General features: G+C 69.3%; 14 protein-coding genes and 1 pseudogene. 1 reads left to right on the top strand and 14 read right to left on the bottom strand.

Translation table 11 applies throughout. The features are described 5' to 3' along the window. Positions 1–74 precede the first annotated feature (74 nt). Together G3I77_RS32430 and G3I77_RS32425 are read right to left on the bottom strand one after the other, a co-directional pair. Entirely contained in the window at positions 75–818 is a 744-nt protein-coding gene (locus tag G3I77_RS32430; RefSeq protein ID WP_248509378.1) for an amino acid ABC transporter ATP-binding protein, read from the bottom strand. Between the two features lie 140 nt (positions 819–958). Further along, positions 959–1,366 (bottom strand): DUF6278 family protein, encoded by a 408-nt coding sequence (locus G3I77_RS32425; protein WP_248509377.1) that lies wholly within the window; start codon positions 1,364–1,366, stop codon positions 959–961. Between the two features lie 222 nt (positions 1,367–1,588). On the opposite strand from G3I77_RS32425, the gene G3I77_RS32420 reads away from it, so the two are divergent. After that, complete coding sequence (locus G3I77_RS32420) at positions 1,589–3,355, top strand: SGNH/GDSL hydrolase family protein (protein ID WP_374387640.1); 1,767 nt, start codon at positions 1,589–1,591, stop codon at positions 3,353–3,355. Between the two features lie 228 nt (positions 3,356–3,583). Here the strand turns inward: G3I77_RS32420 and G3I77_RS32415 are convergent, their stop codons facing one another. The 12 genes and pseudogenes from G3I77_RS32415 to G3I77_RS32365 all read right to left on the bottom strand — a co-directional run bounded on the left by G3I77_RS32415 (position 3,584) and on the right by G3I77_RS32365 (position 18,922). Then, positions 3,584–4,363 carry an exodeoxyribonuclease III gene (locus tag G3I77_RS32415; RefSeq protein WP_248509373.1) on the bottom strand — a complete coding sequence of 260 codons (780 nt, stop codon included), beginning with the start codon at positions 4,361–4,363 and terminating at the stop codon, positions 3,584–3,586. A 55-nt stretch (positions 4,364–4,418) separates the two neighbouring features. Continuing rightward, positions 4,419–5,054, bottom strand: coding sequence for an MBL fold metallo-hydrolase (locus tag G3I77_RS32410; protein ID WP_248509370.1), 636 nt, complete (start codon positions 5,052–5,054; stop codon positions 4,419–4,421). A gap of 33 nt (positions 5,055–5,087) precedes the next feature. Further along, positions 5,088–6,395 (bottom strand): 4-carboxymuconolactone decarboxylase, encoded by a 1,308-nt coding sequence (pcaC, locus tag G3I77_RS32405; RefSeq protein ID WP_248509368.1) that lies wholly within the window; start codon positions 6,393–6,395, stop codon positions 5,088–5,090. A gap of 32 nt (positions 6,396–6,427) precedes the next feature. Continuing rightward, positions 6,428–7,543: an IS110 family transposase gene (locus tag G3I77_RS32400; RefSeq protein ID WP_248509366.1), complete on the bottom strand. Its 1,116-nt coding sequence runs from the start codon at positions 7,541–7,543 to the stop codon at positions 6,428–6,430. A 428-nt stretch (positions 7,544–7,971) separates the two neighbouring features. Next, on the bottom strand, positions 7,972–8,643 hold the full coding sequence (locus G3I77_RS32395) for an IS3 family transposase (RefSeq protein WP_248509363.1): 672 nt from the start codon (positions 8,641–8,643) through the stop codon (positions 7,972–7,974). Next, on the bottom strand, positions 8,640–8,846 hold the full coding sequence (locus G3I77_RS32390; protein ID WP_248509361.1) for a hypothetical protein: 207 nt from the start codon (positions 8,844–8,846) through the stop codon (positions 8,640–8,642). The genes G3I77_RS32395 and G3I77_RS32390 overlap by 4 nt, the downstream gene beginning before the upstream one ends. A gap of 128 nt (positions 8,847–8,974) precedes the next feature. Beyond that, positions 8,975–9,220, bottom strand: a pseudogene (locus G3I77_RS32385) (transposase family protein); the annotation flags it as partial. 152 nt (positions 9,221–9,372) lie between these two features. Further along, a complete protein-coding gene (locus tag G3I77_RS40730) occupies positions 9,373–9,495 on the bottom strand; it encodes a hypothetical protein (RefSeq protein ID WP_282574233.1) in 123 nt (40 codons plus the stop codon). A gap of 99 nt (positions 9,496–9,594) precedes the next feature. Beyond that, positions 9,595–10,422, bottom strand: a complete 828-nt coding sequence (locus G3I77_RS32380; RefSeq protein ID WP_248509359.1) for a glycoside hydrolase domain-containing protein — start codon at positions 10,420–10,422, stop codon at positions 9,595–9,597. Between the two features lie 625 nt (positions 10,423–11,047). Beyond that, a complete protein-coding gene (locus G3I77_RS32375; RefSeq protein ID WP_248509357.1) occupies positions 11,048–11,422 on the bottom strand; it encodes a hypothetical protein in 375 nt (124 codons plus the stop codon). Positions 11,423–11,707: 285 nt separating this feature from the next. Next, positions 11,708–12,238, bottom strand: a complete 531-nt coding sequence (locus G3I77_RS32370; RefSeq protein WP_248509356.1) for a hypothetical protein — start codon at positions 12,236–12,238, stop codon at positions 11,708–11,710. Between the two features lie 54 nt (positions 12,239–12,292). Beyond that, positions 12,293–18,922 carry a polymorphic toxin-type HINT domain-containing protein gene (locus G3I77_RS32365; protein WP_374387716.1) on the bottom strand — a complete coding sequence of 2,210 codons (6,630 nt, stop codon included), beginning with the start codon at positions 18,920–18,922 and terminating at the stop codon, positions 12,293–12,295. Positions 18,923–19,022 lie beyond the last annotated feature (100 nt).

The following is a 19,022-nucleotide window of genomic DNA, read 5'->3' as shown; positions in this document are numbered from 1 at the left end:
CCCCCTCTCCGACAGGGATGAAGGGCACATCGTAGTCGAGGTCCGATGCGATGAGCCGTCCGGTGCCTGCCCGTTCAGTGCTTGAGGATCTTGGAGAGGAAGTCCTTGGCGCGGTCACTGCTCGGGTTGGTGAAGAACTCGTCGGGGGTGCGGTCCTCGACGATCCGGCCGTCGGACATGAAGACGACACGGTTGGCGGCCGAGCGGGCGAAGCCCATCTCGTGCGTGACGACGATCATGGTCATGCCGTCGCGGGCGAGTTGCCTCATGACCTCCAGCACCTCGTTGATCATCTCCGGGTCGAGGGCCGAGGTCGGCTCGTCGAAGAGCATCGCCTTGGGCTCCATGGCCAGGGCGCGGGCGATGGCCACGCGCTGCTGCTGACCACCCGAGAGCTGCGCCGGGTACTTGTCCGCCTGGTCGGCGACGCCGACCCGGTCGAGGAGTTCACGGGAGCGCTGGTCGGCGTCCTCCTTCTTGCGCCCGCGCACCTTGACCTGCCCGAGGGAGAGGTTCTGCAGGACGGTCTTGTGGGCGAAGAGGTTGAAGGCCTGGAAGACCATCCCGACGTCCGCGCGCAGCCGCGCGAGGGGCTTGCCCTCCTCCGGCAGCAGCTGCCCGTCGAGGATGATCGTCCCGGACTCGATGGTCTCCAGGCGGTTGATCGCCCGGCACAGGGTGGACTTTCCCGACCCCGACGGGCCGATGACCACGACCACCTCCCCCCGGCCGACGGTGAGGTTGATGTCCTGCAGGACATGCAGCTCCCCGAAGTGCTTGTTGACGTCACGCAGCTCGATCAGCGGCTCGACGGCCATACTCAGCCCTACTCACTCTCAGCTGTGTGGTGGTTGCCGCAACGTATCCAGGCAAGATCGGACTTGTCGGGCGACACGCACTTTTCGATCATTAGCCGTATTTACGTCGGACTTTGGGCCAAAGGTTGCGGCCATGGGGCTCACGACTCCGCGACTTCGGCGTACAACTGCGACAGCTCGGGCACCCCGTTCGCGGCCCACTCGTGCCCGGAGTCCACGACGTCGAACTCCCGGCCGGACGCCAGCCGCACGACCGGTTGTCCGTCGGAGCGGATCTCCCAGGCGGCTCCCGGCACGGTGCGCACGATGACGGTGCCCAGGTAGAGCCCGGCGTCGTTGCCCAGCCAGGCCAGGGTCTCCTCGTCGTCCCGCCAGCGCGGAACGAGCTGGTCCAGCGCCTCCAGGGAGGCCGCCGAGTCGTCCAGCAGGAACCCCTCGCGGGACGCCTGGGAGCGGAGCAGCTCACACTCGGCGAGGAGTTCCGCGATGCCTGCCGGATCGGGGATCCCGACCTTCTGGCGCCGGTTGCCCAGGAAAGGGATGTTCATACGTCCAGCGTGTCATTCGTACCGCCATACGCACCACAGGGACGCGCGGGCCCGCCGATCCCGGTCGCATTCAGGCCGAGTTCACGTATCGCGCGTTGACGGGTCTGTCATGTCTCCCTAGTTTCACCGTGCGTCTTGCGTCTCGGCCGTCGTTACCTCTTCTGTTCCGTCCCTGCGTTTTCGTCTGTTGCGTCGTGTGTCGATGAACGGGAGGAGTCGGCCGTGCGCCGATGTGTCCGGGGGATCCTGGTCGTCCTGACCCTGTGCGGGTCGCTGATCTCGGCGGTGGCGGCGCAGGCCGCCGAGGAGAGACGAGCCGCGCCGGTGCCGCTGGAGCGGCTGTTCGACAACGTGGCCGTCAGCGACGACGGATCGCCCCAAGAGGCCGACTTCGACGGTTCCGGCGCCTCGCTGTCCGCGCGGGACCTCACCGCCGCGGGCTGGACGCCCGGCCGCGCGCTCACCGTGCAGGGCGCCCGGCTGACCTGGCCGAGGCGGCAGCCGGGCGAGCCGGACAACGTCCGCGCCGCCGGGCAGGACGTCCGGGTCACGGGGCGCGGGGACGCCCTGGCCTTCCTGGTGGCGGGCACCGCAGGCTCCCAGGTGGGCGGCCCGGGCACGGTCACGTACGCGAACGGCTCCCGCTCCGGGTACCGGCTGACCGCACCCGACTGGCGCACCGGGCCGCTCGCGACCAAGGCGGTGGCCCTGCCGCACATCAACACGCCCGGCGGCCAACTCGCCCGGTCGGCCCGCCTGTACGTCGTGACGGTGCCGCTGGCCCCGGGGCGCGCGGTGACCTCGGTCCGGCTGCCGAGCGCGGCCGGGCTGCACGTCTTCGCGGTGTCGGTACGGACCGCCACGCAGGGCTGGACGGGCAGCTGGTCGACGGCCACGGGCGGCTACGCCGCGGTGGGCCCCTGGACGGACCGGACGCTGCGGCTGGTCGTGCACACGTCGGCCGGCGGGTCCCGAGTGCGGGTGCGGTTCGACAACACCTTCGCGGCGGCTCCGGTACGGATCGGGAGCGCGACGGCCGCGGTGCAGGCGTCGGGCGCGGCCTCCCGGGCCACCCCGGTGGCGTTGGCCTTCGGCGGTGCGGCGGGCGTGACGATCCCGGCCGGGGGCCAGGCGTACAGCGATCCGCTCGGCTTCTCCGTCCCGGCGGACACCAATCTGCTGGTGAGCTTCCATCTGCCCGGGACGGTGGCTGCGGCACCCGTGCACGGGCTGGCCCAGCAGCGCTCCTGGGTCAGCGAGCCCGGAGACCACGCGGCGGACCACGACGCCGGGGCGTACACCTCGGTGATCACCCGCTGGCCGCTGCTCGCCGGGGTCGACGTGAGCGGCGGTCCCGGGTCGGTGGTGCTGCTCGGGGACTCGATCACCGACGGCGACAAGTCCACGGTGGACGCGAACCGGCGCTGGCCGAACGTCCTGGCCGGCCGGCTCCTGAAGCAGAGCACCGTCCCGCGCTACGGCGTGCTGAACCTGGGCGTCTCCGGCAACCGCGTGGTGTCCGACCGGTACCCCGGCGACGGGGTCTCCACGGACACGGCCGGGGTGAGCGCCCTGCACCGGTTCGACCGGGACGTCCTCGCCCAGCCGTCGGCGCGTACGGCCGTCGTCTTCGAGGGCATCAACGACCTGCGGTGGGGCGCGTCGGCGGAGCAGCTGGTCGCGGGGCTGCGCGAGCTGGCGGCACGCGGGCACGCCCGGGGGCTGAGGATGCTCGCGGCGACGATCCTGCCCTGTGAGGGCGAGACGCGGTGCACGGCCGCCGTCGACGCCGAGCGGGTCGCGGTGAACGAGTGGATCCGCGACGGCGGGGGCTTCGACGGCGTGCTCGACTTCGACGCGGTGGTCCGTGATCCCGAGCGGCCTTCCCGGATGCTCCCCGCGTACGACAGCGGGGACCATCTGCATCCGGGTGACGCGGGGCTTGCGGCCCTGGCGGACTCGGTCGACCTGCGGCTGCTGAGGCCCTAGGGGGCTTCTGATGGCTCTCCATGGAAGAAGGAGCGGCGTTCGGTGCGTGCTCTCGGCGTGCCGGGCGGAAGGCCTTGATGGGGGTCCCCCCGCTCGAGCGAAGCCGAGAGTGGGGGGAGGAGCTACCAGGCCTTTTGTCCGGTGCGGCGAGTGGGGGTCCCCCCTGCTCGAAGTGCTTGGGGGAGCGCGCCGGGCGTCGCGACGCCGCGGAGATCCATCACAAGCCCCCTAGACGTCCAGGTCCACGACCACGGGCGCATGGTCGGACGCGCCCTTGCCCTTGCGCTCCTCGCGGTCCACGTACGCGTCGCTGACCGCCTTCGCGAAGGGCGCGTTGGCGTACACCAGGTCGATGCGCATGCCGCGGTTCTTCGGGAAGGAGAGCTGGCGGTAGTCCCAGTACGTGAACGGGTGCTCGTACTTGAGGGGCCTCGGGACCACGTCGGACAGGCCGGCCTCGCGCAAGGAGGCCAGGGCGGCGCGCTCGGCGGGGGTGACATGGGTGGAGCCCTCGAAGAAGGCGGGGTCGAAGACGTCGTCGTCCGTCGGCGCCACGTTGTAATCCCCCATCACCGCGAAGGGGCGGCTGCCCGCCGCGTCACCGGCGACGGCGGCCTTGAGCGCCTCGAACCACTGGAGCTTGTAGGCGTAGTGCGGGTGGTCCACCTCACGGCCGTTCGGCACGTAGACCGACCAGACGCGGAGCGGGCCGCAGGTCGCCGAGATGGCACGGGGCTCCACCGAGCCGTCGAACCCGGGGTCGCCGGGCACGCCCTTGACGACGTCCTCGATGCCGACGCGGGAGAGCACCGCCACGCCGTTCCACCGGCCGGTCGCGTGGACCGCCGACTCGTAGCCCAGCTCGCGCAGCTGCTCCGCCGGGAACTGCTCCTCGGCGACCTTGGCCTCCTGGAGGCACAGCACGTCCGTGCCGCTGCTCTCCAGCCAGGCCAGGAGCCTCGGCAGGCGGGCGGTGATCGAGTTCACGTTCCAGGTCGCGATGCGCATGTCCCACAACCTACCCGGCGGGTCTGACAACGCGGCCCGTGTCCCCCTGGGGGCCTCAGACCTCGGCCGAGTCCCCCGGCGTCAGCCGCAGGTGCTCCGAGCCGCCGAGCTGCCCGATCTGCCGGTCGTAGATCGGACGGGCCAGGTCGGTGAGGAGGGCGTCGTGGATGTCGTAGGCGCGCTGCGGCTTCAGCTCGCGCACGTAGTCGATGACCTCGGAGATCTTGCTCCAGGGGGCCATCACGGGGAGCATCAGCGTCTCGACCGGGTGGTCGGGGACGGTGAGGGCGTCGCCGGGGTGGAAGACCCTGCCGCCGTCGACGAGGTAGCCGACGTTGGTGATGCGCGGGATGTCCGGGTGGATCACCGCGTGCAGTTCGCCGTGGACCTGGACGTCGAAACCGGCGGCCGTGAAGGTGTCACCGTGGCCGACGGTGTGGACGCGGCCGGGGAAGGCGGACGAGATCTTCTCCGCGACCGCCTTCAGGGTCCAGATCTCGGCGGCCGGGTTGTCCTCCATCGCGGCGCGCAGCCGGGACTCGTCGAAGTGGTCGGGGTGCTCGTGGGTGACGAGGATCGCGTCCGCGCCGAGCGCGGCGTCCTCCTCGCTGAACCCGCCCGGGTCGAGGACGAGGGTCCGGCCGTCCTTCTCGAGGCGGACGCAGGCATGCGACTTCTTCGTGAGCTTCATGGCTCCATCCTGCCTCCGCGCTCTCCCGCGGGCTCACTCCTGGGGCGTGGTCTCCTCGCGGATGACCTGCTGGGCCACCTTGAACGCACTGTTCGCCGCCGGGACACCGCAGTAGACGGCCGCCTGGAGCAGCACTTCCTTGATCTCGCCCGGGGTGAGGCCGTTGCGCAGGGCGGCTCTGGTGTGGAAGGCCAGCTCGTCCAGGTGGCCGCCCGCGACCAGGGCGGTGAGGGTGACGCAGCTGCGGGTGCGCCGGTCGAGGCCGGGGCGGTCCCAGACCTCGCCCCAGGCGTAGCGGGTGATGAACTCCTGGAAGTCCCCGGAGAACTCGTCGGCCTGGGCCAGCGCCCGGTCCACGTGCGCGTCGCCCAGCACCTCGCGGCGGACCTTGATCCCGGCGTCGTACGGGTCGGGGCGCCCCTGGGCCTGCGGCGGTACGGCGACCGGGGCGATCTCGGCGACGGGCCCGGTCTGCAGGGGCTGCGGCGAGGCGGGAGACAGGACCGGCTTGAGGGCGGCGGGGGGCAGGGCCGTCTGGCCGGTGGAGGTCTCGAAGGCGGGCTGCCAGGCGGTGGAGAAGTGCCGCACCAGCAGGTCGGTGACCGCCGCGGGCTGCTCCACCGGGACCAGGTGGGAGGCACCGGGGACGACGGCGAGGCGGGCGTCCGGGATGCCGGCGACCAGCGTGCGGGCCTCCGCCGGGCCGGTGACCTGGTCGTCCGAACCGACCAGGACCAGGGTCGGTACGCCGACCCGCCCGAGCTCCGGGCGGACGTCGAACGAGGCGAGCGCCTCGCAGGAGGCGATGTAGCAGCCGGGGTCGGTGGTGCGCACCATCTGCACGGCCCACTCGGTGATCGCGGGCTGCGCGGCGGCGAACCCGCCGGTGAACCAGCGCTCGGGCGCGGTACGGGCGATGGGGTCGAGGCCGTTCGTGCGGACGATCACGCCTCTCTGCCGGAACTCGTCGGCCGTGCCGAAGCGGGGTGAGGCGGCGATCAGCGCGAGCGAGGCGAGCCGCTCCGGGTGGCGCAGGGCCAGCTCGATGCCGACAGCGCCGCCGAGCGCGCAGCCCGCGTAGCCGAAGCGCTGCACGCCGAGCCCTTCGAGGGTGGCCAGCAGCCGCGTCGTGAGGTCACCCACCGAGCCCGCCGGGTACGCGGGGGCACCGCCGTGGCCGGGCAGGTCGAACCGGAAGACGCGCCACTGCTTGGTCAGCTCGGGGATCTGGCGGTCCCACATGTGCCATGTGGTACCCAGTGAGGGACCGAGGATCAGGACGGGAGCCTCTTCTGGCCCGTCAAAGCGGTATTGCAGGGTGTTCGGTGGTGTCTCGCTCACCCGTCTGAGCCTCTCATCTGTCACGACAGCCCCTATGAGCGGGGTCCTGGCTGTAGCTGTCCTAGCAGGTGGAAGACCTCCCCGGCCGCATAGCGTTTGAGGCAGCGGACGATTTCGCGCCGGGCCTTGCCCTCCTTGATCCGGCGCTCGCAGTAGTCCTGGGTGCGCGGGTCGACCCGCAAGCGCGTGAACACGATGCGATGGAGCGCGGCGTTGGCCTGCCGGTCGCCGCCGCGGTTGAGGCGACGGTAGTTTCGCCGACCCGAGGAACGCTCGACCGGGCTGACACCGCACAGCGCGGCGAACGACGCCTCACTGTCCAGCCGCTCCGGGTTGTCCCCCACCGTGATCAGCAGAGCGACCGCCGTGTCCGGACCGATCCCCACCACGTCGAGCAGCTGCGGGGCGTGCCCTTCCACGAGCCGGGTCAGACGAGCCTCAACGTCCCGGATCTCCTCGGAGAGCCGGCCGATCCGTTGAGCCAGCAGGCCCAGCGTGATCCTAGTGGCCTGCACCACCGACTCCTCGCTGGCCGCCTCGCAACGGCTCGCGCCCGCGAACCGCGCACAGGTACGCAAGAGTGCGGCATTGCCCAGTCCGGCCAGTTCCTCCCGCAAGACGGGATCGGCAGTGACGAGTACGGCTTTGAACTGGTTGATGGCCTGCGTGCGAGCTTTGACAGCCGACGCCTTCGTGAGCTTGTACATCCTGCCGATCTGCACCGGCCCGTCGCCCGATTTGGCCCGGGCACGGGCCCGCCCGCTCAACACGGATCGCGCCGCGTTCTGGGCATCGAGCGGATCCGACTTGCCGCGCCGACGACGATCCGCACGGTCCATTCGATTCACGTCGAACACGTCTATGCCCTGGGCCAGCAGATAGCGGGACAATGACGCTCCGTATGAGCCGGTCCCCTCCACTCCGGCCCGCATCACGGTTCCGCACTTCCTGGCGCGCTTCAGCAGATCGCGGTAGCCAGCCGCGGTGGCCGGGAACTCGTCGGTGGCAAGGACTGCCCCTGTCACGGAGAGCACCGAGGCTACGTGGGCATCCCGGTGCGTATCCACTCCCAGAACCACCTCCCCTGCCGGGCGACGGCGGCCGGTCTTGGGAGCAGGCGACGTACTGGGCACGGTCGAACCGGACATGCCCGTTCCTCTCCTCCCGTCCGATACCACGTCGCGTTGCGGTACCGGGCCGCGTCAGACGGTCAGAATCGTGAGGACGCCACAACTGTCGACAGGCCCCTATCGGGACACACCCCGCCGGCCCGGCACCGGCAACGCACCATCCCCGGCCAACGGCCGACACCGTGTGATCGAGACACTTCGGTCAGAGAAATCATGAGTCAGACCCCGGGCCCGGGACAGCGCCCGCTCATCCTCCCGCCCCTCATCTCGCTACCAATCAGGAACCGCAGAACATGCTCAATCCCCTTCACTCAACACCCCGAACTTATCCCGACCGAGCACAACAGCACACGAAGGCAAGCAGCGCGATCAGAGGTCGCCAGCGGCAAGAGCTGCGACCCGGGGACCGACGTCGTTGCCAATCCCCTCGGACTGTGGAGTCCTTCCTATGCAGCCAGTCTCATGGTGAGGCTGGCCCGGTACTCGTTCTCGTAGTCGATCGGGCTCTTGAATCCACACACGCTGCGTAATCGGCGGGTGTTGTAGAAGTCGGTGATCCAGGTGGCGATCCTGATTCGGGCCTCGATGCGGGTGCGGAATGTGTGACGGTGGATGTATTCGACCTTGGGGACGCTGTTGAACGCCCCGCTCACGGCGTTGTCGAAGCACGAGCCGACTCGGGCCACGGACCATGTCACTCCCAGCCGGCGGCAGGCGCGGACGAACTTCCGTGAGCCGTACTCGCTCCCGCGGTCCGAGTGGAAGATCACGCCACGGACGTCACCGCCGCGGGTGGCTGCTGCCATGTTCAGCGCGGCCACGACCAGGTCCGCGTCGTGGTGGGCGCCCATCGCGTAGCCGAGCAGGCGCCAGGAGAACAGGTCGATGACCGTGGCGAGGTACAGCTTGCCCGCCTCGGCGACGATCTCCGTCATGTCACCCGCCCATACGAGGTCGGGTTCCTCGGCGGTGAAGACCCGCTTGACGAAGTCCGGTGCAGCCGGCCGCTTCCCCGGCCTGGTCAGCGGGGTGTTGCCCCGCAGACCGTAGTGGCCGGGGAGCTTGTTCTGGATCAGCCACGCGTGCGCGGCGGCCGCCGGGAACTTCTTGGAGTTCATGACGTACGTCGGCTTGTAGCGGCTGAAGACACAGCCGGGTGTGGTCCCACCTCGACGTCGCAGCGGACGTCCAGTTCCTGCTTCTCGACGTCGACGGAGTTCACCGTGGTCGCTCCGTTGGCCGCGCCCTTGACGGTCCAGAGGGGAGAGATGGCACTGCGGTCCGTCCCCTTCGTCCACTTGATCTTCGAGGTCGCGGTCACCGTGTGGAACTCGCCCTTGACCCAGGTCTTGCTGCCGGTCCAGACCGGAGTGTCATGAGCATGTGAAGTTCGGTCGAGCGGGAGATCGCGCGGGAGAGACGGGCGCCCGCCCGGCCCGCTAACTCCTAGACTGCGCAACCGAGTTGGTCGGCCGGGCAGTTGGTGCGACGCTGGTAGCACTCCACGATGCCGGGAACCTGCTCACGAAACGTCTGCTGCGGGCAGCCGAGCACCGGACAGACCAGGCGCCGGACCCGCACCGACGCCACGACCCGCCGTCCGTCCACCGGCACGTCCGCGACCACCCGCCCGGGGAAACCATGCACCCGCCCCGTCGGCTGACCGCACACCGGGCACGGCACCGGATCGTCCCGTGGCGACCTCCGGCCATGGCCCGTTCAGGCTGTAGCTGATCACCGGCGCACCCTGCACGTTTACGCAACCGACCTATCGGGGGAGCGCCGGGCAATGCATTGTCACAGCGGAGGACCACGGTAGAAAGCTTCGTCAGCTCTGACGGCGCCGCTCACTGCGGTTGGTGGACGTCCAGGGTGGCGACGCTGCGGCCGGTTCCCCGCTGCTTGGCGGCAGCGGTGTTGACGGTGGTGTCCATGAAAAACGGGCCGGAGGGCTCAGCACTCTTGGACATAGTCTGTGCCGGGAAGCCCTTCTTCGCCACCTTGCACTTGCCGAGGCAGGATGACTCCCAGGCGCCTTGGTGCCCGGGTATCACGGCCTATCCGGCCCTCTATCCGGTGATGGCCACCGGGGCGTCCCAGGCGTTGCGGTCGACGGTGATGGTGTGGCCGCCGCGGGTCTCCTTGCTGTTGACCATGTACTGGTGGGAGCGGCTGTGGTTGGTGTAGAGCTTGGGGTCCCAGGGCCAGTCAGCGGTGGTGGTGTTCTTGTTGTTCCACAGCGCGTACCAGAGGTTGCCGGGCAGGTCGGTCCGGTCGCCGGCGGTGGCGACGGCCTTGGCGCTGGAGCTGCTGAATCCGTAGAGCCCGGCGCGGTAGGTCTTGGCTCGCAGGGTCTTGGTGAAGGAGCGCACGTACGTCAGCGCGGCGTCGTTGCACGCCTTGTTCGTGATGTCGTACGACTCCATGTTGAGGTAGATGGGGCTGCCTGGCTTCATGCCGAGCGCGGACGCCTTCGCGACGGCGTCCTCGGCGTTGCTCTTGCCGACGGCGGCTGCCGTGGTGGCGGTGAACCTCTCCGGGTTTCTGCTGGTCTGGCAGGGCGGCTGGGCGCCGACGTAGAGCGGGATGAGCTTCCAGCCGGTGGCGCTGACCGACTTCACCCAGGACGCGGTGAGGTTGGGCTGGGCGCAGCCGCGGTTCTTGCCGCCGATGTAGACCGCGGCGGCGCCGTAGAAGCCGGTCTTCCACGCCCTCATCGCGGCGAGGGAGGGCGCCGTGCAGGTGTCGAACGCCCGGCCCGTGTACGTCTTCTGCGTCGGCCAGCTCGAGGCGGCCATGGAGGTCTGCGCCGCGATCCCGGCACCGGCGACCACGACGACGCCTGTCGTGGCCCACGCGATGTAACGGCCTCTCCTGGACAGCCTGTGCTTGGTCATTCCCACCCCATTCGGATCGCGGCCCCGGCCGCATACGTGCGCCGGCGGAAGGCTTGCGAACGCGGCGACACACCGTGGGGTGAGGCTGCAGCGCTCGGCGCGTTCTGTTGCGGCGCGGTTGAGCTCCGGCAGTCGGAGCGCTCCCGCACTCTATCCAAGCCGCCGCTGCTTGGTGGTGGAGGGCGACAATGCTGGGCTTCAGGGTCTCCGCACAGATAACGGCGGCCTTCGAGACCGTGGCGACGACCGGGTTGTCGATGCGGGCGGTTCCGCGACCGTCGCTGTCGGAGCGGCGGTCAACAGCTTGAAGGCGGTGTGATCCGTTACAGGTTCAGCCTCTTCCGCGGTGGGAGACCGGGACCCAGCTCATCCGAACGGTCGGATTCCGCAGGCTGCTCCGCTTCGCCGACGACAACGAGTCCCTCGACTTCTTCCAGCTCGTCGAAAGGGCTGTCCCAGCCAGTCGTCTCCCGTAACAGATCTGCCGTAGGAGACCGCTGCCGACCGCAACGCATCAAAGGCATCGATGCCCGCTTCTCCCGCCGACCCCGGCCCGGTCATCAACCGGGCGTGCTGTCGCAGAGCGGCGATCAATTGCTCCAAGTTGGTGTCTACCGTCATGGATTCAGCCCTTTTCGCCGTGGGAGACCAGGGCCCACGGTGCTTCGCTTCCGAAGCGCTTGCCGAAGACTGTGCCGGGCATCGCGAACGCCGCTTCCACTGCGTCGTCGCCGATGGTGCTGCGGGCGGGCCGAACGGGAATCTTCCGGTAGCCGCAGACTCGTATGAGTTCGATGGCCGATTTCCAGCTGTCTGCAGCCACTACCACCTCGTCGACGGCATCACAAACGTTGCTCGCGTCGGCCAGGACTGCGTAAGCAACTACGAGGTCCTTGATCGAGTCTTGGCGCTCATTCCACTCATATCCACTCCAGCCCGTGACGAAGCGGCCGCAGCACAGCCGCACCGCCTTCTGCGCCTGCTCGGCCGCCAGGTGCAACCTTGGAGTCATGGCCGATCCTGCCCGGCATCTGCTGTGTTGCTCGACACATTCCTGGCCGTGCCCCCACGTCCTCACTGCGGCCCGCACTCCCCGGCCCAAGGGTGACAACTCCCGGCACACGCCCGCCGGGCCGTGGCCTCACCCCAGCGCGGCGAACCGTCAACCGGGCACTGTCCGCGGCATGGGTCGGGGCGGCCAAGACCTCCTGGCCGCCCCGACGTTCATCGTCCGCTTCTTACGTCAAGACCTTCGTGCTTCAACGGTGTCGACGTCTGACGCGATTCAGGCTCGATGCTCCTCATCCGACGTTTCGGACAGTGTCTTCGGGATCTGCTCGATCACCCACTCCTGACCGCCGTCGGCGAGGCCATGGCGTGTGTAGCCGCTGAAGGGCTCATCGTGAGAGAGAAGCTCATGCATCGCCTGAGCAGCGCTGTTCAGTTCCACGACGCAGTCGCCGGCACCGAGATCGTCCAGTTCTTGGACTACGTGCGCAAACCATGCCTCCTGGTCCGTCACGACGAAGTCCCAGCGGCCTGTGATGCTGATGCGCTCGGCGTCTGCGGGTATTGAGCCGTCATCGGACTTGTTCTCTTCCGTGTCCTCGGCCAGTTCCTCGTCCTCGAACAGATCGGAGAACGGACTCCCCCAACCCGATGATTCGAAGGTCGCGTCGGAGTAGCGCGCCGCAGCGACACGTACCCGTTCATTGACCTCGACAGCCCTCCTTGGCGCGACGTCCTGTCCGGACATCACCTCGGCATGTTCCTTCAAGGCAGCCACGAGCTCGTTCAGCGCGGCAGGGATACTCATGTGCTCGATACCGATTCCTTGGTTCTCCGGCCGATCTCTGGCCGTGTCGTCCCGTCACCAGTTGTAGTGGCGGGTGTGCGAGATTTGCCCACGTCTGTTGAAGTAGTCCACGTGGACGTGATTGCCTGAGGAGCACACTCCACGGTATCGGCAGCGACCACCCATTCGGGCATCGCGCCGAGCAGCTGCTATGGCCTGCGCCTTCGACTTGAACTTCGTCGGCGTCCGCAGGTCCTTCCAGCCTCGCTTCTTGGGAATCCGGCGGGCGCAGTTGTGGACCAGCGCCGACCGGCCGTCGGCCACCACGTAATACGTGTGGGTGCCGGCGACGGTCAGGTTGAAGACGGTGCGGACCACCTGCGTGCGGCTGGTGGCCGTGACCTTCGGTGCGGTCCCGCTGGGGCTGGACAGGCGTGAGCCCGGGTTCAGCTGGACCGCGTCGACCCATCCGCGGCCCTGGACGAAGAACGGGTGGTTGGCGGTCGCGGTGATCTTCTTCGACGTGCCGTCGCCGTCCGCATCCACGGACAAGGTGACGAGGTCCTTGGTGCCGTGACCAGTGATCACGTCTGAGACCGGGGAAATCGTGGTCTCACCGGTGATCTCGTCCACCGCCTGGACCAGGTCTCCGACCTCCACCTGGCTGATCGGCTTGGTGCTGCCGTCGGCCATGACGACCGGCGTCTCGGGCAGGAAGGAGTTCCGGCGGCAGCTGCGGGCGATGGTGCGGGCTGCTCGCAGGGCGCGGTAGCCGCGGTAGGCGCGGTAGCCCCAGGCGGCGGCACCGAGGCCGGGGATGAAGCCGGCCGCGGTGAGCGCGATGTCCCACTTGTTGCGCCAGGCCCAGCGTTTGGCCCTCTTGAAGATCTTCCTCCAGCCCCATTTGCCGTCGAGGTCGAAGCAGTTGACCGGGTCGGCCGAGCAGTACTCGTAGGCGTTGGCGTTGCCGCCGTGCTGGGGGTCGACGGACAGGAAGCGGCCGGTGGCGGGGTTGTACTGGCGTACGCCCATGAGGGTGTAGCCGGCCACTGTCTCGCTGGAGCGCTGCTTTCCGCCCAGCCAGCCGTAGCGCACGGCCTGCTGACGGTCGCGCGGGTTGCCGTACTCGTCGGTGTCGAGGACGACCGGCGCCTCGCCGGCGTTGAGCGGGAGCTGGAGCGCCACGTCGCCGTGGATGTCGGTGAACTGGAGCACCGTGTCACCGGTGGCGCTGGTGACCGCGCCGAGGTTCCCGGACAGGGAGTCCACGTTGCGGGTCAGGGCACCGGTGGCGGTGTTCTCGACGATCCAGCGCGGATTGTCGTTGTCGCCGTCGTAGTGGTTGAGCTTGTTCTCAGTGGGCGACCAGGTTCCGCCGCTGTTGGTCTCCACGGTCCACGCGCGGAAGCGCAGTGCCGCGTCGAGGGTCCAGGTCTGGCGCTTGGTGCCGCTGGTCTGCTGGTGGGCGAGATCGTTGGTGTAGTAGCCGACTTTCACGCCGCCCGGCAGGGCGCTGGTGCGGCCGAACGCGTCGTACACGTAACCCGCGTCGGTGATGCGGTCGGCACTGTCGAACGTCGAGGTCTTGCTGGTTCCTCCGGAGGTGGGGCAGTCCAGACCGGGGGCCGCGGCGGCCGTGGTCAGGGACGTGCGGTTGGCGTGCTTGTCGAAGCCATAGGTGCGCCGGGTGCAGACCGTCTCCACCGTGTCGTCGACCTGGGTGAGGCGTCCGGCGGCGTCATAGCGGTAGGTCTGGTCCGACCAGCCGGCGTGACTGGTCGTCTGGCCCTGCACGGACTCGGTGACCGCGTCGGACATCACCACGGTGCCGTCGCTGTCACGGGTGTACGTGCGATCGACCGGAGCGCCGGTGGTGTCCTCGGTCTGGGTGAGGGTGTAGCCGCCGGGCAGCTTCTCCGTGGCGACCGAGCCGTCCGCGTCGTACGTCGCCTGGAAGACACCCGCGACGGAGTCCGTCGCCCTAGTGGCCATGCCGCGCGGCTCGGCGGTGTGGTCGTAGGTGAAGGTGACGGTGGACGGGGCGGTGTCGCTGACCTTGACCGGACGGTCCAGCGCATCGTATTCGGTCGTGGTCCTGCCGCCGTCGGCGTCCGTGTACGAGGCGGCTCGGCCGAGCTTGTCGTAGACCTGCGTGATGGTGCCGCCGGTCGGCGACGTCGTGCGGATCTCCTGCCCGGTGGCCGGGTCGTACGCCGTGGTGGTCTCCGGGACGGCTTGGCCGGTGCCGCCGGTGACCTTCACGGTCTCGGGGCGGCCCGCCGCGTCGTAGCTGGTGGTCGTGGTCCGCGTGACGCCGCCTGCGGTGTCGGTGCCGACCGTGGCGTTGCCCCACCAGTCGTACTGGGTGCTCGTCGTGGGGAGTTGCCCCGGGTTGCTGCCGCCTCCGGTGATGGCGCCACCGGGTCCGGTGGAGCACACCAGGTCGGCCCACTCCGGACGGCCGGCGCACGTGCCGGTGCCGGTCGCGGACCAGTACGTGGTCACCACGGTGCCCGCGTCGGCGCCCGTGCTGCCCGTGTTGTACGTCTTGGCCACACGGCCCAGCGCGTCGTACTCGGTCGTGGTGGTGATCGCGAGGCCGCCCGGGTCCTGGACCGACTTCACCGGCAGGCCCTTGGCCCAGTCGTACGCGGTCTGCACGACCCTGGTCTCGCCGTGCACACCGGGGTGCTCACGGACCTGGGCGCCGGTGGTGACCTTGGTGACCTGGTCCTTCACCTTGGCGGTGCCGTCGGTCGGCCGGCCCGCGTCGTACTCGTTGACCGTCCAGCTGCGGGCGGTGACGGGCGAGTCGGCCGCCACCAGGGTGGTCGTGCCGGACTTCAGGTCCGCGGTCAGGTCGACGCGCCGCAGCGGGCCGAACTCCTCCAGCTCACGCGTGCCGTTGTCGTTGTAGACGGACTTGGTGGTGAGCAGGTCGGCGCGCTCGGACGAGGCCAGGGAGGCGATGCCCAGCTCGGCCTGCATGGCACGGTCCGCGGCGGTCGTGCCGAGCGCCACGGCCCGGTTGGCCGCCGTCAGCTCGCGGACGGTGTTGCCGAAGCGGTCGTACTCGGTCGTCGTGATGTGTCCGCCGGGCGTCGCGGCGTTCACCGCGCGGCCCGAGACACCCATGTACGTGACGTCGGCGCGCGTGTAGGACGTGGCGGACAGGCCGCTGCCCGCGTTCGACGCCGGGACGGCGTCGGCGGGGAACACGGCGGTCGCGTCGGTCGGGGCGTCCGACTGGCCCCATGCCTTGACGTCGGCGGCGCCCATCTTGTGCGGGGCGGTGCCGCCGGTCAGGGGAACGTCGTAGACGACGCTAGTCGCGGCGGTCCCTTCGACCACGTCGAGGGTGCCCTGCCGCAGCGCCGGCCGCGTCGCCTTCAGCAGCATGCCGTCACCGGCCGCGCTGCCGGAGCCGGCCTTGCCGTAGGTGAAGGTCCACGGAAGCTGACCCGGCGGGGTGACCTGGGTGACGCGGCCCGCGGTGTCGTAGACGTACTGCGTCTTCAGCGCGGGGCTGATCAGCGGGTTCCACGTCTCGGTCAGCCGGCCGGCCTCGTCGTACCGGTAGGTCTGCACGACCTTGGATGTCGCCGATGCCGCGCCGGGGTCGGTCGACCAGAGACGGATCTCCTTGACCTGGCCGGTGAAGTCGCCGAGCGTGGAGGCGTTGGCGGTGGTGGTGCTCGCGTAGACGAACTCCAGCGCGCGGCAGCCCTTCGTGGCCGGGGTGGCCGTGCAGGTCGCGGCGGACACGGCCGACGTCGGCGCGATGACCCGCTTGGGTCGGGCCAGCGTCTTGCCGACGACGTTCACCGTCTCGGAGACCACGGTCGTGGAGGTCTGCGCCAGGCCGTCCATCAGGGCGCTGGAGACCTGCCAGGTCGTCGCGGCAGGGTCCGGCTTGGTGAACTCGGTGACCGTGCCCTCGGTGTCGGAGAGTGTGAAGGTGCTGCTCACACTGCCCTTGAGGGTCAGCTCCTCCGAACCGGGCTCCGGTATCCAGCCGGTCTTCGCGGCGTTCGCGGTGAAGGAGATCTCCTCGCCCTCGAGGTCCACCACGGCCACGGCCGTGTCGGAAATCCTCCGCAGGTGCGAGTAGTCGGAGTCGGTGGCCTCGGCGGCCGTACCCGACACCCACTCCTTGCCGAAGATGGCCACCTGGCCGGTCTGCTGTCCTCCGGCGTCCGGTCTCCGGGAGGACGCGGTGCGGGTCACCGACAGGTCGAAGTGCGAGGTGTCGGTGGCGGACAGGCTGTAGTCACCGGTCAGCAGGTTCAGCGAGCCGGGGCCGATCTCGTCGGTCGCTGCCCCGGAGGCGTTGCGGTCGACGACCACGGACAGCGGCTGGGTACTGCCCGACGCGTTGTCGGGCCCGGTGAAGTCGGCCTTGATCTGGACGGTGCCGTCCGGGTCGACCGTGGTGGTCGCGTCCCACACCAGCTGATCGTTCCGGCCGGCCGTGAGAGCCACCGGCCAGGCGGTCAGCGCAGTGCCGGACGAAGTGACGTCACCCGCGGGGATCCGCACCCACGGGTCTGCCTCGGAGCGGCGCCAGGAGAACGACACCTTGTCGTACTTCGAACCGTCGGCCTCCGCGACGAGCGGCAGGCGTCGGGCGGTGCGCTCCCCCTCGTCGGGCCGGACGAAGCCGCCCGGGCCGGCGTGGAAGGTGTAGTCGACGGCCTCGGACTTGTTGTCGCCCTTGTCGACCTGGCGGACCTGAAGGGTGTGAGTTCCGTCCTTGGGCGGGGTGATGCCGATGGCCTTGGCGGCGGTGGAGCCACCGGTGGCGACCTTGGTCCAGGTCATGCCGTCCAGCGACCACTCCAGCCAGTTGTGGTCGCTGCCCTTGGGGGTGACGGTGAACGTGCCGGCTTGTCCGGCGCCCTTCACCCACTGGGGCGTCGGGTAGTCCGTGGACGTGACGGAAGTGGGGGCGGAGGGGGCGGTGGTGTCGACGGTGAAGGTCTTCCAGGCCGACCAGCCGTTGTTGTAATGGGACCCGTCGTAGGGCGAGGTGCGGAATTTGTAGGTCTTGCCGTTGGTCAGCACGCCGGAGGGCACGGTCACCGAGGCGACTTGCCCGGAGGGCACGTACTTGGAGACGATGACATCGCCGACCTGGGTGTTCGTGGCGTTGTCGAAGATCTGGAAGGTGCCGTTGACCTTGTCACCGTCGGCGTCGACGAAGGTGTCCCGCAGGGTGGGTGTGGTGGTGTTCACCACGTAGGCGCCGCTGTAGGAGAAGTACGGCGGGCCGGCCTCCTGCTTGGTGCCCGTGCGCGGCCGGTAGTTGTAGTTCACCACCAGCTTGGGCGGATTAGAGGCCGCGTTCGCGGAGTTGACCCGCTTCCACTGGGCGGTCGCCGACTCGTCGGAGGCGCGGATGCCCATATGGCCGCGGGTGGCCTTGGCCGACGCCCACTCCTGCATCAGCGTGGTGACGTCGGCGTTGATCCAGCCGTCCGGCTGTGTGCTGCAGCCCGGGTTGCCGCGGGTCTCGGTGGAGGTGGCCTTCTTCGCCGTCATCGTCGGACGGTTGGTCCAGCGGCTGGAGGTGGACGCCGCTCCGGAGGACCACGCCTCCCAGGGGTAGGGCTTGCAGTCGGTGTTGCCCGAGTGGAAGTTCCACAGACTCAGCTTGGCACTGGACACCAGTGCGTCCTGGACCGGCGAGGTGTTCCAGGAGATGAACGACTGCGCGGTGCGCGGCGTGCCGTCGGCGTTCTTCGTGCCCGGGTTGCCGAAGTCCAGTTCGGTGTCGTTGGACCAGTCGACGGTCTCGCCCTGCTGGACGTAGGTGTCGAAGACGTTGGACAGCGAGGACGTCGACGGGTCGACAGTGACCGGGTACTTGGTGTCCGGGTCGGCGAGGAACTTCGCGTCCGGGGTGACGACCAGATCGACTCCGCCCCGGGTCTTGACGACCTTCAGGCCGACCCTGGCCTTGCGGGTGTGCTCCCCGGAGCGCTTGTCGACGGTGGCGTCCCACATCACCGGAGCGGGCATGACGGCCCGCTTCTTGTTCTTCCGGTCGGTGAACTGGACGCTCCCGTCCTTCAGTTGCTTCGCCTTCAGCCCCTTGGCCTTCAGCGGCAGCGTGTAGGAGTAGCCGTCGCCGGTGGGGCGCTGCCTGAGCTCCACGTACTGCTCGAAGCCGGTGCGTGTCGCCTCGACGACCACGTCCGCCCCGGGCACGGCGTCGACGTACTCAGCCCGCGTCCCGTCGAGCTTCGGCTTCGGCAGCCCGCCCTTCCACTGCAGGGTGATCTGCTGGCCACCCTCGCCGAGCGTCACCAGGTCGGTGGCCTTGGCCTCGCGCGCGGCCGTCAGTGATGTCGCGGGCGTACCTTTCTTGCCCGCGAGCCGCAGTCCCTCAGGGTGCGCGACCGGCTCCACACCTGAGCCGGATTCACGCAGTTCCACATCGACGTCGACCCACTTGCCGTCCCGCTCGAAACGGACCGGCCCGGCCGCGAACTCGGTGGTGAGGCTGCCGTCCTTGTTCACCCAGGTCGTGGAGGTCTCGGTCCGCTCTGACAGCGCTTCGACGCGTTTGCCCGACAAGCGGGCCGCGACACGGGCTGACGGTAAGTCCGCTGCTTGGGTGACGGCAGGCTTCTTCGGCGCGGACGGCGCCTGGGAGCGCGGCACCGCGGCGGCGGTCGCGCCGTCGAGCAGGGTGACGGTCAACGCCAGGGTGAGGCTGCCCGCTATGCAGCGCAGGCTTTCCCCTGACCAGAGCCGTCCCCGCTCCTCCGGCGTGGGACTGTGAGTCGCCATGATTCCTCGG

This window comes from Streptomyces sp. D2-8 (assembly GCF_023184515.1).
Classification (GTDB): Bacteria; Actinomycetota; Actinomycetes; order Streptomycetales; family Streptomycetaceae; genus Streptomyces.
Note: the sequence above shows the minus strand (reverse complement) of the source record. Positions and strands in the feature narration are given on the sequence as shown.